The sequence below is a fragment of the Ottowia thiooxydans DSM 14619 genome (assembly GCF_000422885.1).
GTDB classification, from domain to species: domain Bacteria; phylum Pseudomonadota; class Gammaproteobacteria; order Burkholderiales; family Burkholderiaceae_C; genus Ottowia; species Ottowia thiooxydans.
This window is the reverse complement of sequence record NZ_AUGX01000008.1, coordinates 25,764-48,152: the sequence shown is the minus strand read 5'-3', so window position 1 is coordinate 48,152 and position 22,389 is coordinate 25,764. Positions and strand designations below refer to the sequence as shown.

Below are 22,389 nucleotides of genomic sequence, written 5' to 3'. Positions count from 1 at the left end.
ATGGAGAGAACAGCGTTGAGCAAGCGGCAAGACTTGGATGCTAGTTTTGTGTGTAGCAGATCTTGCTGGGGATGATGGCGTTGACGTAGCTCTCTACGCGGGCCGCTGTGGGGAATACCGTCGGCGTCTGATCGCCCAGCAGGCAGAGATAAGCCCCCTTGCGCGCCCACACGGTGCGCGAAGTCTGCCCGGTGATCTGGGCCCAGTTGCCCCAGAATGCGCTGAGCGTCGGCGTGGCATCGGCGCGGTCAAAACTGAACACGCCCCCGTCACTCGCCTGCCCGCCGATGATCTGGCCGGGTACGGCGCAGTTCGCATCCGTGTAGGTAGCAACGCCCAGACTGACGGTGGCACGCATTTCACTCTGCTTCGCAATGCGCCATAGTGCGCGGCCCCATTGACCAGGGCCGATGAGCACGCAGGCCTCCTGCTTCCAGTCGCCCTGCGGCAAGGCTGCTGCGAGTGTGCCGCAGGTCACATCCACCGCCCCCACATTGGCCGAGGCCACCCTGCCGCTGCCGTTGCGCACCGTGCAACTCTGGCCTGCGGGCTGAGACTTGATCGTGACGGCGTAGGCGCTGCCATCAGCCATGGCCGAAAGGAAGGTAAAGCCGCCGTTACTGGCCACAGCCAAATCGTCGCCCATGTTGTTCTGCAGCACCACAGAGCCTGCCAGTCCCGATACCGAGCCCCCTACCGTGAAGGTGGCTGGCGCCAGGTTGTCGCAGCGCACCTGCACATCGCTCACGTTTGTTGTCGCGGTGCCCGTGGCTTGGGTCACGGTGCAGCGCTGCCCGCTCGGTTGCGTCTTGACAGTCACAGCGTAGGCCACGCCACTGTCCACCCGGGTGAGGAACACGAAACCACCGTTCGCGCTCAATGCCAGATCGTCGGCGCCGGAGTTCTGTAGCGTCAGCGTCTTGCCCGTGCCGAGGCCACTGACGGAGCCGCCCACCGTGAACACCCCGCCGGAAGGTGGCGGTGAGGTGCCATTGTCGTCATCGCCGCCACCACAGCCCACAAGCATCACTGCTGCCAAACCAAGGGAAACCCAGCGGAACACTGGCCGTGCGTTTGCCTTGGTCATGAGAAGAAACTTCTGGGTCGGGAATGAAAAGCAGGTGAGATTTGGCATAGGAGATGAAGGGGCAGCAGGTAGGCGTGAGGTATGACTGGAATGCTATCCATGCATAGGTCTTCAGGAAATAGCTGAAATTTGCAGTGGAGATATACATTTATGCATGGACAAAATCGACTGGAACCAGCTCAGGGCGTTTCTGGAAACCGCTGAAACCGGTTCGCTATCGGCTGCTGCCCGCAAGCTGGGCCTGACTCAGCCCACTCTGAGCCGCCAGGTGGCGGCCATCGAGCAGCGCATGGGCGTGACCCTGTTTGAGCGCGTGGGCAAGGCCATGGCGCTCACCCCTACCGGGCTGGACCTGCTGGAACACGCCCGCGCCATGGGCGCGGCAGCAGAGGCCCTGGGCGTGGCCGCCACCAGCCAATCGCAGACGGTGGGCGGAGTGGTCTCGGTTTCGGCCACGGACATGGTCGCTTTTTACCTGCTGGCCCCGCTGGTACGGCAACTGCACGAACAGGAGCCGCGCATTACGATCGAGGTGATCTCGTCGGATGCGATGAGCGACCTGCTGCGCCGTGAGGCCGACATTGCCATCCGCCACGTGAAGCCAGAGCAACCAGAGTTGATTGCCCGATTGATCCGCCAGGCGGAGGCCAACTTCTACGCATCTGAAGACTGGGTGAAGACGCATGGCCATCCGCGCAGCGCCGAAGAAGCGGCCCACCTGCCCTTTGTGGGCGCTGACCGCTCAGGCCATTTCCTAAACTACATGCGCCAGCACGGCCTGCCCCTGAGCGAAGCCAACTTCAGCTGCTATTCGGACCACACGGTAGCCCACTGGGCTCTGGTACGCCAGGGCATGGGCATCGGCGCCATGATGGACGAGATCGCCCGTGAAACCCCTGGCATGGTCCGCGTGCTGGACGACGTGCCGCCCGTGATCTTCCCGATCTGGCTGGTCACCCACCGAGAACTGCGCACCTCTCGGCGGATACGGGTCGTCTTCGAGGGATTGGCGCAGGGCTTGAGTGAAGGCAACTGAGCAAGGGCACGTGTTGGCACTTGCACCTAAGGTGGTTTTTTCGCCGGGCCTTCTACCAACTCGCCACCCCTGACATCGTGAAAACTGCGCGCTCAGCTGCCATTGACAAAGACGTCAAGTTCAGCGACCGCGCGCCTTTCAGATTGACTATGACTTCACTCTATAAGCCGCTCCGCTAGCATCGCTTGCGGCCCCGCCTCGGCGTCGCAAAGCATATCGGGCCGCACACAGACACCACAGAGCCAGCAATACCAGGAGCCATTGGTTCAAAGTGGGAACTGCGTGGGGCGCACCTCCCGTAGACGCGAGCGGGCCGGAGGGGTCGATGATCTCGCCATTGACAGTCCAATCGTCGTCGCCCTTTTGCCCATCGGTCACGGTGAACGTAACCACCCGTCCCTCCACATTCAGGTCGGTGGGGGCAAAGTAGCTGTTGGTGAGAGCGCCTGACTCAGCCTTTCCATACTTGGTGTAGCCGCCGACAGCTTGCGGCCAAGTCACAGTGACGCGCACAGGCGTTGCATCGCACCCTACCAGTTTGAACTTGAACAGCCCCTGGCTGAGCATCCGACCGGGCGGTGGTGGTGCAGTCTCGGCAATGAAGCCTGTGTTGCTGGGCTCCAGATCAAACGCACAGCGTGGGCCACCGCCTGAGATCGTGGCTGTTGCCAAGCCGGCGGGTGCGCTCCCCACACCACCTGGCGGTCGTGTGATGCCGCTGAAGGAAGTGTGTGGCGCGGTGATCAATATGCTTTGTTGGACTACGGCTGCATCGACGTAGTTGAGGTCACCCACCTGGCTCGCCTGCACATCACAAGTGCCGCTGCCCACCACTGTCACGACGGTGCTGCTCAACGTGCACACGGTCTCGGTCAATGAGCGATAGACAATGGGCGCACCGCTGTTGGGGCTTGCACTGCTGGCCTGGGGATTGATCGAGAACGTGCCGCCTATCCCCAAGACCTGCGCGGATTGGGAATCAAACGTGAGGGTTTGCGTCGCCTTGCCGATGCTTACGGTTTGTGTCGCACGCGTCGCAGCTTCGTAGTTGCTGTTGCCTGCCTGATCCGCATGAACCACACAGTCACCCGCAGACAGCATGCTGATGGTCGTACCGTTGGCACCGCCCGACGCGCACACGCTCGCACTCGTTTCAGCAATAGTGAAGGTCACGGGTAGCGCTGATGCGCCACCAATTGCGGCAACGGTAAAAGTGCCGCCGGGCGTGAATACGACGTTGCTCGGAAGGACCTGCAAAGTAATGACTTGACTCTGCTTGCCAATCGCTACCGTGAGGCTGACGGCTGGTGCTGCGCTGTAGTTGGCGTTACCGGCTTGGTTAGCCGTCAAGGCACAATCCCCCGCGGCGACGATGGTGGCGGTACTTCCCGCCACCGTACACACCGTAGGTGTGGAACTGGCAAACACCACTGGATTGCCCGATGCCCCACCGGTCGCAGCCGCGCTGAACGTCCCACCCGATGAGAACACCGGTGCCGTCGGCGTCGCGGCGAAATCCGTAATAGCTTGACTCTGTTTGCCAATCGCTACTGTGAGACTAGCGGCAGGCGCTGCGCTGTAGTTGGCGTTACCGGCTTGGTTAGCCGTCAATGCACAATCCCCCGCGGCGACGATGGTGGCTGTGCTTCCCGCCACCGTACACACCGTAGGCGTGGAACTGGCGAACATCACTGGATTGCCCGATGCCCCACCGGTCGCAGCCAGGGTGAACGTTCCGCCCGATGCGAACACAGGTGCCGCTGGCGTCGCGGCGAAGCCCGTAATAGCTTGGCTCTGCTTGCCAATCGCTACCGTGAGGCTGGCGGCAGGTGCTGCACTGTAGTTGGCGTTACCGGTTTGGTTGGCCGTCAATGCACAATCTCCAGCGGCGACGATGGTGGCCGTACTACCTGCCACCGTGCACACCGCAGGCGTTGAACTGGCGAACACCACTGGATTGCCCGATGCCCCACCGGTCGCAGCCAGGGTGAACGTTCCGCCCGATGCGAACACCGGTGCCGCCGGCGTCGCGGCGAAGTTCGTAATAGCCTGACTCTGTTTGCCAATCGCTACCGTGAAGCTAGCGGCAGGCGCTGCATTGTAGTTGGCGTTACCCGCTTGGTTGGCTGTCAATGCACAGGCACCTGCGGCGACGATGGTGGCCGTGCTACCTGCCACCGTACACACCGTGGGCGTGGAACTGGCAAACACCACTGGATTGCCCGATGCCCCACCGGTCGCAGCCACGGTGAACGTTCCGCCCGACGCGAACACCGGCGCCGCCGGCGTCGCGGCGAAGTTCGTAATAGCCTGACTCTGTTTGCCAATCGCTACCGTGAGGCTAGCGGCAGGCGCTGCAATGTAGTTGGCGTTACCCGCTTGGTTGGCTGTCAATGCACAGGCACCTGCGGCGACGATGGTGGCCGTGCTACCTGCCACCGTACACACCGTGGGCGTGGAACTGGCAAACACCACTGGACTGCCCGATGCCCCACCGGTCGCAGCCAAGGTGAACGTTCCGCCCGATGCGAACACCGGTGCCGCCGGCGTCGCGGCGAAGTTCGTAATAGCCTGACTCTGTTTGCCAATCGCTACCGTGAAGTTAGCGGCTGGTGCTGCACTGTAGTTGGCGTTACCCGCTTGGTTGGCTGTCAATGCACAGGCACCTGCGGCGACGATGGTGGCCGTACTACCTGCCACCGTGCACACTGTAGGCGTGGAACTGGCAAACACCACTGGATTGCCCGATTCTCCGCCGGTCGCAGCCACGGTGAACGTTCCGCCGGATGCGAACACCGGCGCCGCCGGCGAAGCGGCGAAGCCCGAAATACTTTGCGCGCGCTGTGCGATCACCAACGTGTAGTTGCGCGTACCGCTAAAGCCATTGGTTGAAGTTGCCCGCACCGTAAAGTTGAACGCTCCTGCCGCGCCAGGGGTTCCCGAAAGCACACCGGCAGTCGAGAGCGTGAGACCAGAAGGCAGGCTCCCTGCTGCAATCTGAAAGCCGTACGGTGCGATGCCGCCGTTCGCGCTGGTTGCAGAAATCTGTTGCGAAAACGGCAAACCGTATGTGCCGCCCGATAGCGTAGTCGGGTTGACGGATACCGCCACTGTGACGCATGACAATGCCACGTTCGTGACGTTGGCGCCAATATTCGTTCCACTGGAGGAAGTTAAAGTGCATAACTGCCCTGGAGGCGAGCTCGACACACTAGCACTCCAGTTCGCCCCCGCTGGCAGGCGTGTGCTAAATGCAAATGCCGTGGCGCCCACGGGAACGGTAACCTGTTGGGTACTCGCCGGATTGGAACCCACCAGCGCAAGATTGACGGCCCCCGTCTGACCGGACACAGTGCCCCCCACCGAGAATGTGGGTGATACGAAGCAGATCAATGCCGATCCATTGCCCGCGTTGACACCATTGTTAATAGTGACGTTGGTCAATCCGCCAGCGTTTGTCGATCCGCCGCTGCCGCCGCCGCCTCCGCCATTCCAATTCTGTTGGCAACCCGTCGTGCCCACGCCAGCCCCACCGCCACCGGCTCCAATCGTGCCACCGCCGCCTCCGCCACCACCGAAGCCGGCGCCGCCAAACGAACCGGAGTAGTTGTTGGCGTTGCCGCCTTTACCGGAGATTGCATTGCCTGCAGTGCCTGGAAATCCACCGCAACCACCACCGGCCGTTCCGCCGGAGCCAAGGGAACCGCCACCCCCTCCGAAGGGCCCTCCGCCACCCGGTACGGTATCGCCTGCCGCGCCGCTTCCCCCACCTCCCGCGCCTCCGGCGCCTCCTGCGATCTGGCTCGAATAACTCCAACCCGCGTTGCCACCGCCGCCGCCGCCGCCTGCAATAGCCACGCGATTGCCAACCGCATTGCCGCCAACTCGCAGGTCGGTTCCCCCACCGCCGGTGCCGTAGCCGCCTTGGCCCAGTCCACCTCCGTTCACTGCTTGCGAGGCCTGTCCACCCACATTGATGACAAGGGCAGTCCCGGGCGTCACAGCAAGAGTGCCACTAACCCGCCCACCCATGCCGCCAGTCCCTCCTGGAGAGTTCGGGCTACCACCGAGAGTGCCAGCGCCGCTCAGGCCATTACCTCCCTGGGCGCCATTGAGGAACACCCTGAGTGAACTCACACCAGCTGGTACGGTGGTGGTCTGCTCGCCGCCGGTAAAGCCAAAGGTGGCTGTTGTTTCCCCGGCGCTGCAGCTTTGTGCCTGGGAGACGAGAGGTGCTCCGAGGGCCGAAATGAAAACCACTCCCAGCGCGAAGCGGGAGAAACGGGTGCGTGGACGATCTGGCGTGGGCTTGATAAAGCCATTGGCAACTCGTGGCGCGAACTTCAAGATAGATTGCAAGGAATAGACTCCGCTACACCCAGATTTACAAAAATCCGCGCTGGGTGGCGACGATTATTACTACAAATTGTGATTTTGATACGAATTTAGTAGCATTCGATGCAGATAAACATCTAACGGAGCAAACGGGGTGTGCGGCTGGCAACCTGCGTGTAAGCCCGTCCAAGGAGCAGCCGAGGTGAGGGGTGGAAACTCATACCCTATCTCTTCACCTGGAATTGATCCGGCGCGCCAGCAGTGCTGCCGCAACCGGCGCCAAGCCAAACGTGGCGAAGAGCCAAACGGCCGCAGACTGCGCCCCCGCAGTGCCTCCTGGGTGGGCGAGGCCGGCCGCATTCGCCAAAAGCCCTGCCACAGCCGCCCCTATCGCCATGCCGTATAGCTGTACCGTGGTGATGGCTGCTGAAGCCGTGCCAGCTTCGTCAGGCGGAGCCAAGGTCAGCACCCGGGTGACCAGATGTGGCCAGCCGATGCCCACACCAGCACCGACGCACGCCAACGCAACGCCACACAACGCACTGAAGGCATTGGCTGACAGGCCGGCGCCTGTGGGCATCAACACGGCCAGCGCCAGCAGTCCAACCGCGCACAGAACCGGGCCTACCCGTAAAAGCCTGTCGGCCCGCGCTCCTTCTGAACTGGAGGAAAGCAGGGAGCCCACGCTCCACCCGGCCGCCATTGCCGCAGTGAGGTAACCGGCGGCCAGCGGTGTGTGGCCATGCAGTAGCTGCAGAAAATACGGCACAAAGATCTCGGTGGTGGTGCCAACCAGCAACAAGGCGATGCTCGCGTACACCGCGCCCAACGGCGATTTCAACAGCGTGGCACCGGAGGGCAGCAAGCGCACCTTCGCACGGCGGTCGAATGCAATGGCCGCTGCGCCCAAGGCCAACCCCGCTGCAACACCGGTGCCCTGCACGATGAGCAGCGACGACAAACCACCTGCCGCCACCGCCAGGACTGACGCAATCAATAGCGTGACCTGTGCCAGAGGGATACCTGTCTCTCGAGAGAAGACTTGGTCCTGGCCTTCAGCCGGGCGCAACTTCATGGCCACCAGCAGCGCCTGCGCGAGCGAAACTGGTAGCAACGTCCAGAACGCCCATCGCCAATGCCCTGCCTGCGCAAACAGCCCTCCCACGGCCGGCCCGCAGAGGGTTGCCACGCCCCACATACCAGACACCAGCGCTACCGCGCGCGACCACAATGCAGGCGCAAAGACGACTTGTATCAATGCATAGCTCAAAGCGGCCAAGGTGCCACCACCCAGCCCCTGCACACTACGCCCAACCAGCATCCAGGGCATAGAGGGTGCACCTGCACAGACAGCCGAGCCCAGCGCGAAAACCATCAGCGCGGTCAAGAAGGCACCCCGAGGCCCCACAGCCGCGAGCAGCCTGACCGAGAGCACGGCTCCCAGGATGGAGGCCACTACGAAGAGCGTGGTGTTCCAGGCATACCAGTCAAGGCCACCGATGTCACCGACCACCGAAGGCAAGACCGTGGTCACAATGTGCACATTGACTGCGTGCAAGGCCACGCCGCCCGTAAGGGCAAGCGCCAGCCAGCCATTGGAGCCTCGGAGCAAGTCGCTCCAGGCAGCTGTAGAAGTGGAAGAACCTGTACTCATGTCGTTTGCAGAGAAAAATGCATAGCGCGCTTAAAATCAAAGTAATTGCTTGGATAATAAATGGCAACCGCCAATTACACAAGTAAATACTTGGAAAATACAACGAGTATGTCAACGGTCGATCGCATCCTTTTCTTTATCAAGACCAAGGGACCAGTTTCCACCGCAGCCCTCGCCAAGGAGCTGGAAATGACCCCCGAGGCGGCACGCCAGCAAGTTCAAAAGCTGCTGACATCGGGGTTGATTGCAGGCCAGCAGGAAGCACTTGCGGGCGTGGGGCGTCCGCGCCAGAACTGGGTGCTTACTGAAGCAGGGAATGCTCGATTCCCAGACACGCACGCGCAACTGACCGTTCAGCTCATCGGGTCAATACGCCAACTGTTTGGTGAGGAAGGGATGGAACGGCTGATAGAGCAACGCGAGGCTGAAGCGCGTGCCAGCTATCTTCAGATTTGCCAAGCGCCTGGCTTGCAAAAGCGGCTTGAGCAACTGGCCACTGTGCGCACCGAAGAGGGCTACATGGCGCGGGTGGAACGCGATGGGAACGATTGGCTCCTGATCGAAGACCATTGCCCGATCTGCATTGCCGCTCGGACCTGCCAGGGTTTTTGCCGCTCCGAACTGCAGGTGTTCCAGGAGATCATCGGTATGCAGGCTTCCATCAGCCGTGAACAGCATCTGCTTGCCGGCGCTGGACGCTGTGTGTACCGCATCTCCCGCGTGGATGCTTGATGGCGGGGTTGCACGGCTCGGCGAGCGCGAGGACCTGATGCTGATCGAAGGCCCCTGCCATGAAGGCGCCCAGTGAAATTTTCTAGTGGGAAGTGGAATAAAGGCGTGAAGCCATGCGTCTATGCCAGTACCTCCTCAACCTTTTGAAAGATTCGCTATGACCATTCGCCTGCTCCCCACCCTGGTCCTCTCGCTCACCGCAGTCTTCGCCACGCTGGCTCACGCCGAACCTGCCGCGAAGATGGCCGGCGGCATGCTGGTCAACACCAGTGGAATGACGCTCTATACCTTCGACAAGGACGTCGCCGGCAGCGGCAAGAGCACCTGTAATGGGCCCTGCGCCACGCTCTGGCCGCCAGCCGCCGCCGCGGCCGATGCAAAGCCCGAAGGCGAGCTGAGCATCGTCACCCGTGACGATGGCAGCAAGCAGTGGGCCTACAAGGGCAAACCGATCTACACCTATGTCACGGACAAAAAACCAGGCGACGTGACAGGCGACAACTTCAGGGATGTGTGGCACATCATCAAATGATTCTCCACACATGAACGCTTGATCTCACGATGCGCACGCAAGACGAAGCCGAGATCGTCGCCTGTATTCCCAGCCTGCGGCGCTACGCACGCGGGCTAGTGTCGGACCGCGACCGTGCCGACGATCTGGTGCAAGACACATTGGAGCGTGCATGGAGCCGTTTCTCGATGTGGCAAAAGCGCGGCGACATCCGCGCCTGGATGTTCGGCATCCTGCACAATCATTTCGTCGACCGCTTGCGCGCGCAAAGTAGCCGCCCCGAAGCTAGCGCCGGAGACGACCTGCCCGAAGCACCGCAGCGCCCGCTGCAGACTGATGCGTTGGAAATGCGAGACCTCGACCGCATCCTGCAGCGGCTACCTCCTGAGCATCGCGAGGTGCTGCTGCTGGTGGGCGTGGAAGAGCTGAGCTACCAGGAGGTGGCCACCGCGTTGGGCGTACCAGTGGGCACCGTGATGTCCCGCCTGTCACGTGCCCGTGCACGTCTGCGCGAGGAACTGCAAGGCCACGCCGCCCCTACCAGCAAGATTCAACGCGTGAAATGACCATGGACGACAACAAGCCCCGAAGCGTCAGTTCGGACATCAGCCCCGGCGTACCTGCTCCTATTACCGAGGCCGATCTGCACGCTTATGCCGACCAACAGTTGTCTGCCGAGCGGACCGCCCTGGTCGAGCTCTATCTGGCGACGCGTCCGCAGGAGCAGGAGCGCGTGCGCGATTGGCAGAAGCAAAACCGGTTGCTGCGCCGATTGCTGGACCCTGTGCTCGAAGAGCCGCTACCGCTCGGCCTGCCGCTGAAGCCACCAGCCAACGCTTTTCCGTGGCGCTCACTTGCGGCCTGCGGGTTGATCGCCATTGTCAGTGGCTTCTCCGCATGGTCATTGCGCGGGCACCTGGACGCCGAAACCGTACGCCTGGCCCTAGCCGGCCGTTCAGATACAGCCTCGATCACGACGGCGGGCGGGGGCGCGCTCTCCGGGTTCGCCCACCGCGCAGCCATCGCCCACGTGGTGTACAGCCCGGACGCACGTCGGCCCGTGGAGGTGGGCGCCGACCAGGAGCAGGCCCTGGTGACTTGGCTGACCAAACGCATGGGAACGTCGGTGCATCCACCGACGCTTTCCAAGCTGGGCTACGATCTGATCGGTGGCCGCCTACTGCCGGGTGACAAAGGGCCGGTGGCGCAGTTCATGTACGGCACGCCAGGCGGACAGCGCTTGACGCTGTACGTCACGCGCGAAGTGCCGGGCGACGAGACCTCGGCGTTCCGATTCGGCACAGATGGCCCCGTGAACGTGTTCTATTGGGTCGAGAACCAGTTTGGCTATGCCATCTCAGCCGGCGCCGACCGAGCTGAACTGATGCGGGTCTCGCAGGAGGTCTATGCGCAATTGAAACCGCGCTAACGCAGGTGGGACGGCGCATTACGACGCGCCCTGATCACTGCCCACAATATCCTTGTCCAGCATGCAGTCGATGAAGGCGCGCAGCGCAGCAGGAAATTGGCGTCGACCAGGGTGGTAAAGAAACAGCCCCGGCCGTGTGATCGACCAATCCGCGAGCACCTGTATCAGCTCTCCCCGCCTTCCGTTCTTCTCAAACTCCCAGCGGTAAGCACTTCCATCGAGCTGATGCCGCCAGTTGATGCAGGCGTGGCTGTACAGATCAGCAGGCGATCGCAGCCAGCCACGAAGCGTTCGATTTCAGGCTCTGAGCACTTGATCGACGGGGGCACGGTACCCACAGTCTAGGAGGTGCCGGTGGAATGCGGAGGTCGCCATCTGCAATCGCCCGCAGTGGCGATCAACCGGCAAAACCACCATTTCGCAAGAACTCTATTTCCTCCAGCGAACTCTCGCGCCCTAATATTCGGTTGCGATGCGGGAAATGCCCAAAACGCCTCACGATGTCGCGATGGCCCTCTGCATGCTCACGCGCCTCAGCGCCGAGTAGCGTATTCAATTCGACCGATACATCTTGATCGGCCAGTTGCTCGGAATGCGCAAACGGCAGACAGAAGAACAGGCGTAGCGAGGCAGGCACTTCCTGCATGCGAGACGCCCGCTGAGCGTCTCGCGCAAACCAGCGCGCCAGTTCATCAGTGGCATACATGCGGGCGGTACCGCGAAAGGCGTTGCGCGGAAACTGATCGAGCAGGATCAGAAGAGCCAGCGCACCCTCTGCCGTTTCTGCCCAGTGATCAAGCTCACGACGCACTGCGGCCTCATGCAGGTGGAGAAACTGCTTACGAAAATCTCGGTCGAACGCCGGATCCTTGCGAAACCAATTCCCAGTCTCGCCAGCTTTGTGCCAGTAAGCAACCACTTTTTTGGCTTCATCCAGTGGAAGCCCAGCCATGGAATTCAATGCCCTGTCTCCTTGTTTCCGAGCATTCTCACCTGCCCAGTACGCATGGGTTCAACCGCGCGACAGTTGCCAAGCTGCAACAGCAGCCAGGATGGCAGGTACAGCGAACACCAGTACGAGGATAGGCGCCTCCTCGCGCACGGTGTACCCCGCGTGACTGACGCCCACCCACATGTTCACGCTGGCCACAACCAACCACACCGGCACAAACGCTTTGACCGCCAGGGCTATGCCCGCAGCGCTCGCGCCCCACAACCAGCCGAACATGGCGAACACACATAACAACAAGATACCGGTACCGATCACCATGACGATATGCATAAGCCACTCCCTTTGTTGACGATGAAACTGCGAGATCTGCGGCGCCTGGCAGGCGCACGCTTCTTATTTTGTCGTATATCCGCCGTTGATGAGGATGGTCTGCCCGGTCACCCACCAGCCGTCGCTCACCAAATGACGGATGAACGGCACCACATCTTCGATATGCGTGAGCCCTGTGGGTGAAAACGGAGACAGCGCCGCGGCAGTCTTATGGTATGCCACAGCATCTGCGCCCTCAGCGGGGTAGAAAAACGGCGTATCCATAGGGCCGGGTCCCACCGCGGTCACGGAGATTCCGCGCGCACCAAACTCCTTGGCTGCAGCTCGCGTGAAGTGTTCGACCGGCGCCTTGGTGCCAGCATACGATGCATAAAACGGCGTGAATGCACCCAGCAGCGATGTCACCACCGTCAATACCTTGCCGTTGTCGTTCAGGTTACGACCCGCTTCTTTGAGGAAAAAGAAAGCAGTCTTGGAATTGACGGCAGTCATCTCGTCGTATTCAGCCTCACTGATTTCAGTGATCGGCTTCTTAAGCACCTTACCTACCGTGTTAATGGCAATGTCAGGTTTGCCGATGGCTTTTTCGGTGTCGGCGAAGAGTTTCTCAACGGCTGCAGCCGAAGTCAGATCGCCCTGAAGCGCTACGGCCTTGGCACCTGCCTTTTCGACGGCCGCGACCGTGGCGTCTGCATCAGCCTTGCTAGCCGCGCTGTTGTAGTGAATCGCCACCGCCTTGGCGCCCTGCTCGGCCAGGTCACGTGCGATCAGGCCACCCAAGTTCTTCGCCCCGCCGGCAATCAGAACCACTTTTCCTTGAATGCTGTGTTTGCTAGACATCACTGAACTCCTTAATTGATCAAGGATTCCTATGTTATTGACATAAAAATAAAGATAAATAGACAATATTTAGTTAGTCAATACACAAAAAACCAATAATTAGCGCTATGGACCGTATCGATCACCTTCGGATCTTTTTGCGTATCGCGGCGAGCGGCAGTTTTGCCCAAGCGGCAGACCAGCTTGGGCTGCCGCGCGCTACGGCCTCACTGGCGATGCAGCAACTCGAACGCCGATTGGGTGCGCGCTTGCTGCACCGCACGACACGCAAGGTCAGCCTGACACTGGACGGCGAGGCACTTCTGGAGCGTGCAGCCACCTTGATTGCAGACATGGACGATCTGGAAAACCAGTTCAAACCCACTGCTGACGCGATCACCGGACGATTGAAGGTGGACGTGCCCAGTCGTATTGCACGGCGCCTGATCGCGCCAGCGCTCCAGGACTTCTTTGATCGTTACCCTGGCATAGACATCGACCTCGGATCCACCGATCGAACCATAGATCTCGTTCAAGAGGGCGTGGATTGCGCACTGCGCATGGGCACTCTGGTGTCCAGCAGCCTGGTCGCCCGCCCGCTTGGCGCGTTCGAGCTCATCAATTGCGCAAGCCCTGCATACCTGGCGAAATACGGCACACCAAGCGGGCCGCAGGATTTGGCCGATCACCGCGTGGTCGATTACCTCTCACCGAGCAGTGGGCGAGCCGCCCCCTGGGAATGGATTGAAAACGGTGAAGCTTGCACCATGCACCCGGCAGGCAGAGTCAGCGCGAACAACGCCGAAACTTACATCGCCTGCGCACTGGCCGGGTTGGGTTTGATCCAGATACCGGCATTCGACGTGCTGGAGCATTTACGTACGGGGGAGCTCGTGGAGGTGATGCCCAATGCACGCCCTGCTCAGATGGCGGTGAATCTCGTCTACCCGCACCGAAGGCACCTCTCACTACGGTTGCAGGCCTTTTCGCACTGGCTGGAAAGCCTGCTGTCCCCCCATCTTGCACAGTCGTCTAAATAAAACTAAGCCGTGACCAAGGCTCCTTCATTCCAGCGCCCAAGCCCAAAGGATGAACCGGTGGTAAGCAGCTCTCAGCGTTACAAATGCTTGCCAGACAACCCTACTGAATCGTTCCCCCTGAACCACCAGTACACAAATACAATCCAGCAGGCGCTTTTCCAGCCACACCCTGCACCCATCGTTGCGGGCGAGCCGAGATGCTCAAAGTGAAGCTAGCGAACTTGAACAAAGGAAGTTGTCGATGAAGTCGGACGAGTCATTGTCCTTGAACGCCAGCCGCGATACGCTGGCCCAGGAATTCGTGCAGTTTGCCATTGAGTCCGGCGTGCTGCGCTTTGGCGAATTCAAGACCAAGGCAGGCCGGCTGTCACCCTATTTCTTCAATGCCGGCCTGTTCGACGATGGCGCCAAGATCGGGCGGCTGGCGCAGTTTTATGCACAGGCCTTACTGGCATCGGGCATCGAATTTGACGTCATCTTTGGCCCCGCGTACAAAGGCATTCCGCTCGGAGCGGCCGTGTCCGTGGAGTTGGCCAGGCTCGGCTACAACAAGCCCTTTGCCTACAACCGCAAAGAAGCCAAGGACCATGGCGAGGGCGGTGTATTGGTGGGAGCCCCGCTGAAGGGGCGGGTGTTGATCGTGGACGATGTGATCTCAGCGGGCACAGCGGTACGTGAATCGATCGCGCTCATCCGTTCAGCCGGCGCAACACCTCACGCTGTGGTGATCGCACTCGACCGGCAGGAACGCGCCACCGAAAATGGTCAGGATGTTTCCTGGAGTGCTGTGCAATATGTCCGCGATAACCTGGGTCTGCAGGTGTGTGCCATCTCTCAACTGGCGCACTTATTGCAACACCTGCGTGCAGATGACAATTTTTTACCCTATTGGCAGGCCGTGTCCGCCTACAGAACACGTTACGGCATAGAACAAGCTTGAGCTCCGCGCTGTTTTTCCGTCATTTCTTGGCTCGCCAAGGCCAAGTCGCCTTGGCAGTGAGCCTGCTTGCGTTCGCCGGTTCGGCGCAGGCGCAGGGCAGGCCTGGGACTTCCAGCGGCATTTATGCCTGCGTCGACGCGAATGGCAAGCGCTTGTCATCTGATCGCCCCATTGCGACCTGCATAGACCGGGAACAGCGGGAATTGAACAGCAGCGGCACCACCAGACGAGTGGTGGGGCCGTCCCTCAGCGTCAATGAACGTGAAGCGCGTGAACAGCGCGACCGCGAGGCCGGACTGGCCCGGCATCGCGCGCAGGAGGCTGTCCGGCACGACCGAGCACTTCTCAGCCGCTATCCGGACAAGAGCACTCACGACGCCAGCAGGAACGAAGCACTGACACTCACACAAAGCGTCATTGATGCCGCGAATCGGCGCATCACCGAGTTGGCGCACGAGCGTACGACCCTGGACGAGGAGATGGAGTTCTACCGCAAAGACCCCTCTCGCGCGCCCTCTCAATTGCGCCGCCGAATGGAAGGCAACTCTCAAAGCGTCGTGCAACAGCAGCAAGCCATTGCAGGCCAGAATGCCGAACGCACTCGCATCAATGCGCGCTTTGACGAAGAACTCGCGCGCCTGCAACAGCTTTGGCAGGCGCAGCCGGGTAATCGGCAATGAAATAGGGCCCCCACGCTACCCCGCTTTACGTGGTCCGCTGCCCCCGAGGGGGTCGCATTTTCATCTTGGGAGTGGCCCGACGATGAAAACTTGCTTCGTTCAAATGTGCCTGCTTCGAGCTAAGGTGCATTGTGAGCGCGTAGGCTAACCAAAACATCAGACGTGATTGAACAGATGATGACATCCATCGCAAAAGCACTCGCTATCTGGCTCGTCATTCTCATCTGTGCCGTTGCCAACGGCGCTCTGCGTGAAGGCGTTCTCATCCCCCATCTCGGGAAGGCACCAGGGCTCATCCTGAGTGGCGTGCTGCTCTCCGCTTTGATTCTGGTTATCACCTATCTGGCCTTGCCATGGCTGGTGGCTCCGCGGCCAGCGCAACTCATTGGCCTCGGCGTATTTTGGCTAGCCCTCACACTCGTCTTCGAACTCTCATTGGGCCGCTTCCAGAGCAAGTCATGGACCACTATTCTGGAGGCGTATACGTTCAAGGACGGCAACATTTGGCCAGTCGTTCTACTGGTCACTACGGCCGCACCCTACATTGCAGCTCGACTCAGGGGGTTGCTGGCATGACTGCCATTGGCAGTCAGCCGTTCACGCGCCCAGCTTGCTTTTAAGCAGCGCATTCACCTGAGCTGGGTTGGCTTTGCCCTTGCTGGCCTTCATGGCTTGGCCCACCAGGGCATTGAACGCCTTGTCTTTGCCTGCTTTGAACTGGGCCACGTTATCCGGGTTGGCGGCCAGCACCTCATCGATGATTTGCTCCAGTGCGCCGGTATCGTTCATCTGCTTGAGGCCCTTGGCTTCAATCAATGCATCGACATCCGCACCCTCACCTACCCACAAGGCATCGAAGACCTGGCGCGCTGCTGCGTTGCTGATGGTTCCATCCTGAATACGCTGGATCAGCGCCGCCAGTTGGGCAGCGGACACTGGAGCGGACTCGATGCCAATCTCGCCCGTGTTCAGACGGCGAGACATCTCTCCCATGATCCAGTTACTCGCCAGCTTAGGCTCGCCACTGGCTTTGGCTACCTGCTCAAAGTAAGACGCCATCACGGGGGATTGCGTGAGCGTGGCGGCGTCGTATTCGGGAAGGCTGTAATCCGCCACGAAACGCTCGGCCATCTTGCGCGGCAGCTCTTGCATCTGTGCGCGTGTGTCTTCTATCCACTTTTCCGAAATGCAAAGCGGCGGCAGATCTGGATCAGGGAAGTAGCGGTAATCGGCCGAATCTTCCTTGGTGCGCATGGCGCGGGTTTCGCCGGTGTCCGGGTTGAACAGAACGGTGGCCTGCTGGATCTTGAGGCCGTCTTCTATCTGCTCGATCTGCCAACGGATTTCATAGTCGATCGCCTGCTGCATGAACCTGAAGCTGTTCAGGTTCTTGATCTCGCGCCGCGTGCCCAGCGGCGCCCCTGGCTTGCGCACCGAGACGTTGGCATCGCAGCGGAACGAACCTTCCTGCATGTTGCCATCGCAGATACCAATCCAAGTGACAATTTTGTGCAGCTCTTTCGCGTACGCCACGGCCTCCTCGCTGCTGCGCATGTCAGGCTCGGTCACGATTTCCAGAAGCGGCGTGCCCGCACGATTCAGATCGATACCGCTCATATCCTGGTAAACCTCATGCAGAGATTTGCCAGCATCTTCCTCTAAGTGGGCGCGTACCAGGCGCACGGTTTTCTTCTCGGCGCCCAGGAAAAACGAGACCTCACCACCCTGCACAACCGGTATTTCGAACTGGCTGATTTGGTAGCCCTTGGGCAGGTCTGGATAAAAGTAGTTCTTTCGCGCAAAAATGCTGCGCGGCGCGATGTGGGAACCCAGTGCCAACCCTAGCTTGATTGCGCATTGCACGGCCTCGCGGTTCATCACCGGAAGCGTGCCTGGCAGAGCCAGGTCCACCGGGCTGGCCTGGGTATTGGGCTCTGCGCCGAATGCGGTCGAAGCGCGGCTGAAGATCTTGCTTTTGGTCTGTAGCTGGGTGTGGGTTTCGAAACCGATGACGACTTCGTAGCCTTGTATCAATTTTGCTTCGCTCATCACAGCTCCAGTGTCTTAGGACGGCGAAGATGGAAATCCGTCGCTTGCTGCAAGCGGTGCGCCACATTGAGCAGCCGTGCTTCCTGCAGGTAATTGCCAATCAACTGCATGCCTACAGGCATCCCTCCCTCACCAAAGCCAGCAGGTACGCTCATGCCAGGCAGTCCTGCCAGCGAAGCAGGCAGCGTGAAAATATCGGCTAGGTAGTCGGCCAGGGGATCGGTCCCGTGGGCGCCCAGGTGCCAGGCCACTGTGGGGGCGACCGGTCCGGCAATCACATCGCATTGCTGGAACGCCTGCTGGAAGTCATCAGCAATCATCCGGCGGATCTTCTGTGCCTGCAGATAGTAGGCGTCGTAGTAGCCATGGCTCAGCACATACGCACCCGTCATGATGCGACGCAAAACCTCATCGCCAAAGCCTTCAGCGCGGGTTTTTTTATACATATCCTCCAGATCGCTGTAATCGCGGGCGCGATGACCAAATTTGACACCATCAAAGCGTGCCAGGTTGGAGCTGGCCTCGGCCGGCGCGATCACGTAGTAAACAGGGATAGCCAACTCTGTGCGTGGAAGCGAAATGTCAACCAGGCGAGCGCCCTGTTTTTCGCATTCTTTCAGCGCGCTTTCAATGGCAGTGCCCACATCTGCGGACAAACCAGCACCAAAAAACTCCTTCGGCACCCCAATACGCAAACCCTCGATACCCTGGCCAAGGCCGCGCGAAAAATCTTCAGCGGGCACGTCGAGCGAGGTGGAGTCGCGATCTGGGTCCGGGCCGCACATGGCGGAAAGCAATAAAGCGCAATCCTCGGCGGTGCGAGCCATGGGACCGGCTTGATCCAGACTGGAGGCAAAGGCGATCATGCCGTAGCGCGACGCGCGCCCATAGGTCGGCTTGATGCCCGTGATGCCGCAAAAGCTACCGGGCTGGCGGATCGAGCCCCCGGTATCCGTGCCCGTGGCGGCAGGCGTTAAACGGGCTGCCACCGCTGCGGCGCTGCCACCAGAAGAGCCGCCTGGAACACGCGTGGTATCCCAAGGATTTTTCACGGGCCCGTAGGCGGAGTTTTCATTGGCAGAACCCATGGCGAACTCATCGCAATTGAGTTTTCCCAGGCAGACCATGCCCTGGTTGGCCAGGTTGGACACCACCGTGCTGTCAAAAGGAGACCGATAGCCGCTAAGCATTTTCGAGCCCGCGGTGGTGGGGAAATCCTTGGTGACGAAAACGTCTTTATGGGCAATTGGCACGCCCGTCAGCAAGGGCGCTTCCCCTGCGGCCAGACGGGCATCCGCCGCCCGCGCCTGCGCCAAAGTGACTGCTTCGTCCTGAGCAAGATAGGTGCCAAGGCCCGCATGCTCGGCCGAACGGCGTAAGAAGTGCTGCGCCGTCTCGACAGCGGACACCTCGCGCGAGCGAAGCCGGGCGGCCAGTTGGGCCACGGAGAGATCGTGAAGTTCGATGCTGGAGCTCATTCGATCACCTTAGGCACCAGGAACAGGCCGTCTTCGACTGCGGGAGCGCTGCGCTGATTGGCTTCGCGCTGGTCGGGCTCACTCACCACGTCGTCACGCAGGCGCAGTTGCACATCCTGAATAACGGCGATGGGGTGCGGCAGAGGTTCAACGCCGGTGGTATCCACCGCACGCATCGCCTCGACGATGGCAAAAAAATCGTTGAGCTTCGTGAGCATGCGCTCACTTTGGTCATCGCTCAACCCAAGCCGCGCCAAATGGGCGATACGCTCAATGTCAGGAGAGGTCAGGGACATGTGAAAATCAAGGTGATCCAGGCGAAAGCCGGATTGAAACCAAATGTAATTTAGAACTCTGAGACGCTTTGTGTCTCGAGACCCCTAAGGGGGATGCGGTATTATCCCGCCTTTGATGCAACGTTTCGAAAACGGCTCGCATCTGCTCTAGAAACACCTAAATACTGCGGCGAAACCGCTAGCGGCGGCGGTATGGTGCACGCCGTGTGCCCAAGAGGACAATTCATGTTTGGAGCTTTCCGTCGGTACTTCTCCACCGACCTGGCGATCGATCTCGGCACCGCCAACACCCTTATCTACGTTCGCGACAAAGGCATCGTGCTCGATGAGCCATCAGTCGTGTCCATACGTCACGAGGGCGGCCCCCAAGGTAAAAAGACGATCCAGGCCGTGGGCAGAGAAGCCAAAGCCATGCTGGGCAAAGTGCCAGGCAACATCGAGGCCATCAGGCCCATGAAAGACGGCGTCATCGCCGATTTCACGGTCACTGAGCAGATGCTCAAGCAGTTCATCCGCATGGTCCATCCACGCGGCCTGTTCAAGCCCAGCCCACGCATCATCATTTGTGTGCCTTGCGGCTCGACCCAGGTCGAGCGGCGTGCCATCCGCGAATCAGCGCTCGGCGCTGGTGCAAGCGATGTCTATCTGATCGAGGAACCAATGGCTGCAGCCATTGGCGCTGGCTTGCCCGTAAGTGAAGCCAGCGGCTCGATGGTGGTGGATATTGGCGGCGGCACCACAGAAGTGGGCGTGATCTCGCTGGGCGGCATGGTCTACAAAGGCTCGGCGCGCGTGGGCGGAGACAAGTTTGACGACGCCATCATCAACTACATTCGCCGCAACTACGGCATGCTGATCGGCGATCCAACTGCAGAGGCCATCAAGAAGCGGATTGGCAGCGCATTTCCGGGCAGTGAAGTCAAGGAGATGGAAGTCAAGGGGCGCAATCTCTCGGAAGGCGTCCCACGCAGCTTCACCATCAGCAGCAACGAAATCCTGGAAGCCCTGACCGAGCCGCTCAACAGCATCGTCTCCGAAGTCAAAAAAGCTCTGGAAGAAACCCCTCCAGAACTGGGCGCAGATATCGCTGAACGCGGCATGATGCTCACCGGCGGCGGTGCCTTGCTTCGTGATCTCGATCGCCTGTTGGCGGAAGAGACTGGCTTGCCTGTGCTGGTGGCAGAAGAGCCGCTAACCTGTGTGGTGCGTGGGTGTGGCCTGGCACTTGAACGCATGGAGCGGCTGGGCAATATCTTCACCAGTGAGTAAGCTCACAGAGGCGCTGCTGATGCGCCTTTTTTCGGCACATTACGCTCATTTTTCAGGAGCATCAGCGATACTAACGCCGTGAGTCATAAGTACGCTGAAAAGACCTACCTGTCGAAATCGGTGTCATACGGACAACAAATCCTCGCCATACCCTGTCGTATCGCGAGGATTTTCGACGCCTGCATGACACCAAATGGGCTCTGCAGATTTTTTCAGCGACCTTTCCTCCTGGGTTTTTAACCGCCTCCGTGCCGCTCAATTGCCATGCCGCTGGAATCGCTAGATCGCATGCCGCCGCCCTTCTTCAAGCAAGGGCCATCGGCGCTGTCTCGTCTGGTGTTCTACAGCGCCTTGGCCCTGTTTCTGATGGTGGCGGACGCGCGCTTTCGCGTCGCACAACCGCTGCGCGCCGGCATTGCCACGGTGCTGTACCCAGCACAATGGCTTGCCCTGCAGCCAGTGCAGATGATGCAAAACTTCACCAGCTATCTGACTGACCTGAAGACCGCTCGCAAGACTGAGGTCGCTGCGCGCTCGCAACTGGCCGAGCAATCGCTGCGGGCTGGCCAAGTGGAGCATTTGGCGCTGGAAAACGACCGCCTGCGCAAGTTGCTGGCACTGCAAGAGCGCGTTCAGACACCCGCCATAGCGGCGCAGGTACTATATGACGCCACTGATCCCTACAGCCGCCGAGTGGTGATCGACAGAGGGCGCTTGCAAGGTATAGAGCCGGGCTCGCCGGTCATGGACGAATACGGTGTGCTCGGACAAATCACACGGGTCTACCCCTTCGTCAGCGAGATCACCTTGCTGATCGATCGCGACCAGGTGATCCCGGTCATGAACGCGCGCACAGGCACCCGAAGCGTGGTCTATGGCTCCCCCTCCCCTCATGGAGGCCTGCTGGAGCTTCGCTACATGTCTGTGACCGAGGACGTCAAGGAGGACGACCTGCTAACTACGAGCGGCGTGGACGGTGTTTATCCCCCAGGTCTGCCCGTGGCCCGGGTGGTCTCTGTGGATCGGCGCAGTGATTCGAGTTTCGCGCGCATTCAAGGCAAACCCCTGGCGCAGATGCAAGGTGTCATGCACGTGATGGTGCTCTCGCCCGTCGCTCGCCCGCAGGGGCAGGAAACCAGCGCTACCGCTCCGGCCGCCAGACCCTCGCCATCGGGCTCCCCGGCAGCAGCTCCACCAACTGCGCGCCGCGCGCCTGCTCGAGGAGTCAGCCCATGATCATGCCTCCCGGCCGGCCGCTACTGCTGCCCGCCAGCCCCATTTTCATTTGGGGGAGCCTGCTCGCTGCGCTGATGCTCAACCTGCTCCCATTGGGGCGAATTGCCTGGATGCCCGATTTCCTGGCGGTCGTACTGGTGTTCTGGAGCGTTCATCAACCACGCCGCGTAGGCCTGGGGGCGGCTTTCCTTTTTGGCCTGGGCCTTGATGTGCACCAGGCCTCTCTCCTGGGCCAACATGCGCTGGCCTATTCGGTGCTGATCTACTTCGCCATCATGATCCACCGGCGAATTCTGTGGTTTTCCGTGCCCGGGCAAGCGGTGCAGCTGATCCCACTTTTTTTTGCCGCGCACGCCATCACCATCGTGCTGCGACTGATTGGCGGTGCGGCGTTTCCCGGCTGGCAGGTCTTGCTGGCCCCTTTGCTCGAAGCATCGCTCTGGCCATTGATCAGTGTGCTGCTGCTGGCGCCCCAGCGGCGCGCTCCGAATCCAGATGCCAACCGGCCGCTTTAAC

21 protein-coding genes are annotated in these 22,389 nt (G+C 60.5%); 12 read left to right on the top strand and 9 right to left on the bottom strand.

Annotation, left to right across the window (positions count from 1 at the left end; all coding sequences use genetic code 11):
• Positions 1-40 precede the first annotated feature (40 nt).
• Complete coding sequence (locus tag G518_RS0103930; RefSeq protein WP_028601417.1) at positions 41-1,087, bottom strand: hypothetical protein; 1,047 nt, start codon at positions 1,085-1,087, stop codon at positions 41-43.
• A gap of 154 nt (positions 1,088-1,241) precedes the next feature.
• Here G518_RS0103930 and G518_RS0103925 point away from each other — a divergent pair, with 154 nt between their 5' ends.
• Positions 1,242-2,123, top strand: coding sequence for a LysR family transcriptional regulator (locus G518_RS0103925; protein ID WP_028601416.1), 882 nt, complete (start codon positions 1,242-1,244; stop codon positions 2,121-2,123).
• A gap of 147 nt (positions 2,124-2,270) precedes the next feature.
• Here the strand turns inward: G518_RS0103925 and G518_RS33785 are convergent, their stop codons facing one another.
• The gene (locus tag G518_RS33785; protein ID WP_156909271.1) at positions 2,271-6,482 is read right to left on the bottom strand and encodes a beta strand repeat-containing protein; all 4,212 of its coding nucleotides are present in this window, start codon (positions 6,480-6,482) and stop codon (positions 2,271-2,273) included.
• Between the two features lie 208 nt (positions 6,483-6,690).
• The gene (locus G518_RS0103915; RefSeq protein ID WP_028601414.1) at positions 6,691-8,112 is read right to left on the bottom strand and encodes an MFS transporter; all 1,422 of its coding nucleotides are present in this window, start codon (positions 8,110-8,112) and stop codon (positions 6,691-6,693) included.
• A gap of 108 nt (positions 8,113-8,220) precedes the next feature.
• Here G518_RS0103915 and G518_RS0103910 point away from each other — a divergent pair, with 108 nt between their 5' ends.
• The 4 genes from G518_RS0103910 to G518_RS0103895 all read left to right on the top strand — a co-directional run bounded on the left by G518_RS0103910 (position 8,221) and on the right by G518_RS0103895 (position 10,784).
• Positions 8,221-8,844, top strand: coding sequence for a helix-turn-helix transcriptional regulator (locus G518_RS0103910; protein WP_156909270.1), 624 nt, complete (start codon positions 8,221-8,223; stop codon positions 8,842-8,844).
• Between the two features lie 157 nt (positions 8,845-9,001).
• A complete protein-coding gene (locus tag G518_RS0103905) occupies positions 9,002-9,376 on the top strand; it encodes a COG4315 family predicted lipoprotein (protein WP_028601412.1) in 375 nt (124 codons plus the stop codon).
• Between the two features lie 29 nt (positions 9,377-9,405).
• Positions 9,406-9,921: an RNA polymerase sigma factor gene (locus G518_RS0103900; RefSeq protein ID WP_028601411.1), complete on the top strand. Its 516-nt coding sequence runs from the start codon at positions 9,406-9,408 to the stop codon at positions 9,919-9,921.
• A gap of 2 nt (positions 9,922-9,923) precedes the next feature.
• Positions 9,924-10,784, top strand: coding sequence for an anti-sigma factor family protein (locus tag G518_RS0103895; RefSeq protein WP_028601410.1), 861 nt, complete (start codon positions 9,924-9,926; stop codon positions 10,782-10,784).
• Positions 10,785-11,181: 397 nt separating this feature from the next.
• Here the strand turns inward: G518_RS0103895 and G518_RS0103885 are convergent, their stop codons facing one another.
• The 3 genes from G518_RS0103885 to G518_RS0103875 all read right to left on the bottom strand — a co-directional run bounded on the left by G518_RS0103885 (position 11,182) and on the right by G518_RS0103875 (position 12,906).
• Positions 11,182-11,736 carry a DUF924 family protein gene (locus tag G518_RS0103885; protein WP_028601409.1) on the bottom strand — a complete coding sequence of 185 codons (555 nt, stop codon included), beginning with the start codon at positions 11,734-11,736 and terminating at the stop codon, positions 11,182-11,184.
• A 60-nt stretch (positions 11,737-11,796) separates the two neighbouring features.
• Complete coding sequence (locus tag G518_RS0103880; RefSeq protein WP_028601408.1) at positions 11,797-12,066, bottom strand: hypothetical protein; 270 nt, start codon at positions 12,064-12,066, stop codon at positions 11,797-11,799.
• Between the two features lie 63 nt (positions 12,067-12,129).
• On the bottom strand, positions 12,130-12,906 hold the full coding sequence (locus G518_RS0103875) for an SDR family oxidoreductase (RefSeq protein ID WP_036593542.1): 777 nt from the start codon (positions 12,904-12,906) through the stop codon (positions 12,130-12,132).
• Positions 12,907-13,013: 107 nt separating this feature from the next.
• Between G518_RS0103875 and G518_RS0103870 the strand changes: the two genes are divergently transcribed.
• The 4 genes from G518_RS0103870 (at position 13,014) to G518_RS0103855 (ending at position 16,121) form a co-directional block, all read left to right on the top strand.
• Positions 13,014-13,925 carry a LysR family transcriptional regulator gene (locus G518_RS0103870; RefSeq protein ID WP_028601406.1) on the top strand — a complete coding sequence of 304 codons (912 nt, stop codon included), beginning with the start codon at positions 13,014-13,016 and terminating at the stop codon, positions 13,923-13,925.
• A 241-nt stretch (positions 13,926-14,166) separates the two neighbouring features.
• Positions 14,167-14,865 carry an orotate phosphoribosyltransferase gene (gene pyrE, locus G518_RS0103865; RefSeq protein WP_051235996.1) on the top strand — a complete coding sequence of 233 codons (699 nt, stop codon included), beginning with the start codon at positions 14,167-14,169 and terminating at the stop codon, positions 14,863-14,865.
• A gap of 26 nt (positions 14,866-14,891) precedes the next feature.
• A complete protein-coding gene (locus G518_RS0103860; protein WP_028601404.1) occupies positions 14,892-15,545 on the top strand; it encodes a hypothetical protein in 654 nt (217 codons plus the stop codon).
• A 177-nt stretch (positions 15,546-15,722) separates the two neighbouring features.
• A complete protein-coding gene (locus G518_RS0103855; protein ID WP_211231670.1) occupies positions 15,723-16,121 on the top strand; it encodes a hypothetical protein in 399 nt (132 codons plus the stop codon).
• A gap of 21 nt (positions 16,122-16,142) precedes the next feature.
• On the opposite strand, the gene gatB is transcribed toward G518_RS0103855, so the two are convergent.
• From gatB to gatC, 3 genes are read right to left on the bottom strand one after another with little or no spacing between them, the layout of a single operon-like run.
• On the bottom strand, positions 16,143-17,594 hold the full coding sequence (gene gatB / locus G518_RS0103850) for an Asp-tRNA(Asn)/Glu-tRNA(Gln) amidotransferase subunit GatB (RefSeq protein WP_036593540.1): 1,452 nt from the start codon (positions 17,592-17,594) through the stop codon (positions 16,143-16,145).
• On the bottom strand, positions 17,594-19,072 hold the full coding sequence (gene gatA / locus G518_RS0103845) for an Asp-tRNA(Asn)/Glu-tRNA(Gln) amidotransferase subunit GatA (RefSeq protein ID WP_028601401.1): 1,479 nt from the start codon (positions 19,070-19,072) through the stop codon (positions 17,594-17,596). Before gatA ends, gatB begins: the two co-directional genes overlap by 1 nt.
• Positions 19,069-19,368, bottom strand: coding sequence for an Asp-tRNA(Asn)/Glu-tRNA(Gln) amidotransferase subunit GatC (gene gatC / locus G518_RS0103840; RefSeq protein ID WP_028601400.1), 300 nt, complete (start codon positions 19,366-19,368; stop codon positions 19,069-19,071). Before gatC ends, gatA begins: the two co-directional genes overlap by 4 nt.
• Positions 19,369-19,593: 225 nt before the next feature.
• On the opposite strand from gatC, the gene G518_RS0103835 reads away from it, so the two are divergent.
• The 3 genes from G518_RS0103835 to mreD all read left to right on the top strand — a co-directional run bounded on the left by G518_RS0103835 (position 19,594) and on the right by mreD (position 22,388).
• The gene (locus tag G518_RS0103835; protein WP_028601399.1) at positions 19,594-20,637 is read left to right on the top strand and encodes a rod shape-determining protein; all 1,044 of its coding nucleotides are present in this window, start codon (positions 19,594-19,596) and stop codon (positions 20,635-20,637) included.
• Between the two features lie 264 nt (positions 20,638-20,901).
• Positions 20,902-21,873 (top strand): rod shape-determining protein MreC, encoded by a 972-nt coding sequence (gene mreC / locus G518_RS33775; protein ID WP_051235994.1) that lies wholly within the window; start codon positions 20,902-20,904, stop codon positions 21,871-21,873.
• Positions 21,870-22,388: a rod shape-determining protein MreD gene (gene mreD / locus G518_RS0103825; protein ID WP_028601398.1), complete on the top strand. Its 519-nt coding sequence runs from the start codon at positions 21,870-21,872 to the stop codon at positions 22,386-22,388. The genes mreC and mreD overlap by 4 nt, the downstream gene beginning before the upstream one ends.
• Position 22,389 lies beyond the last annotated feature (1 nt).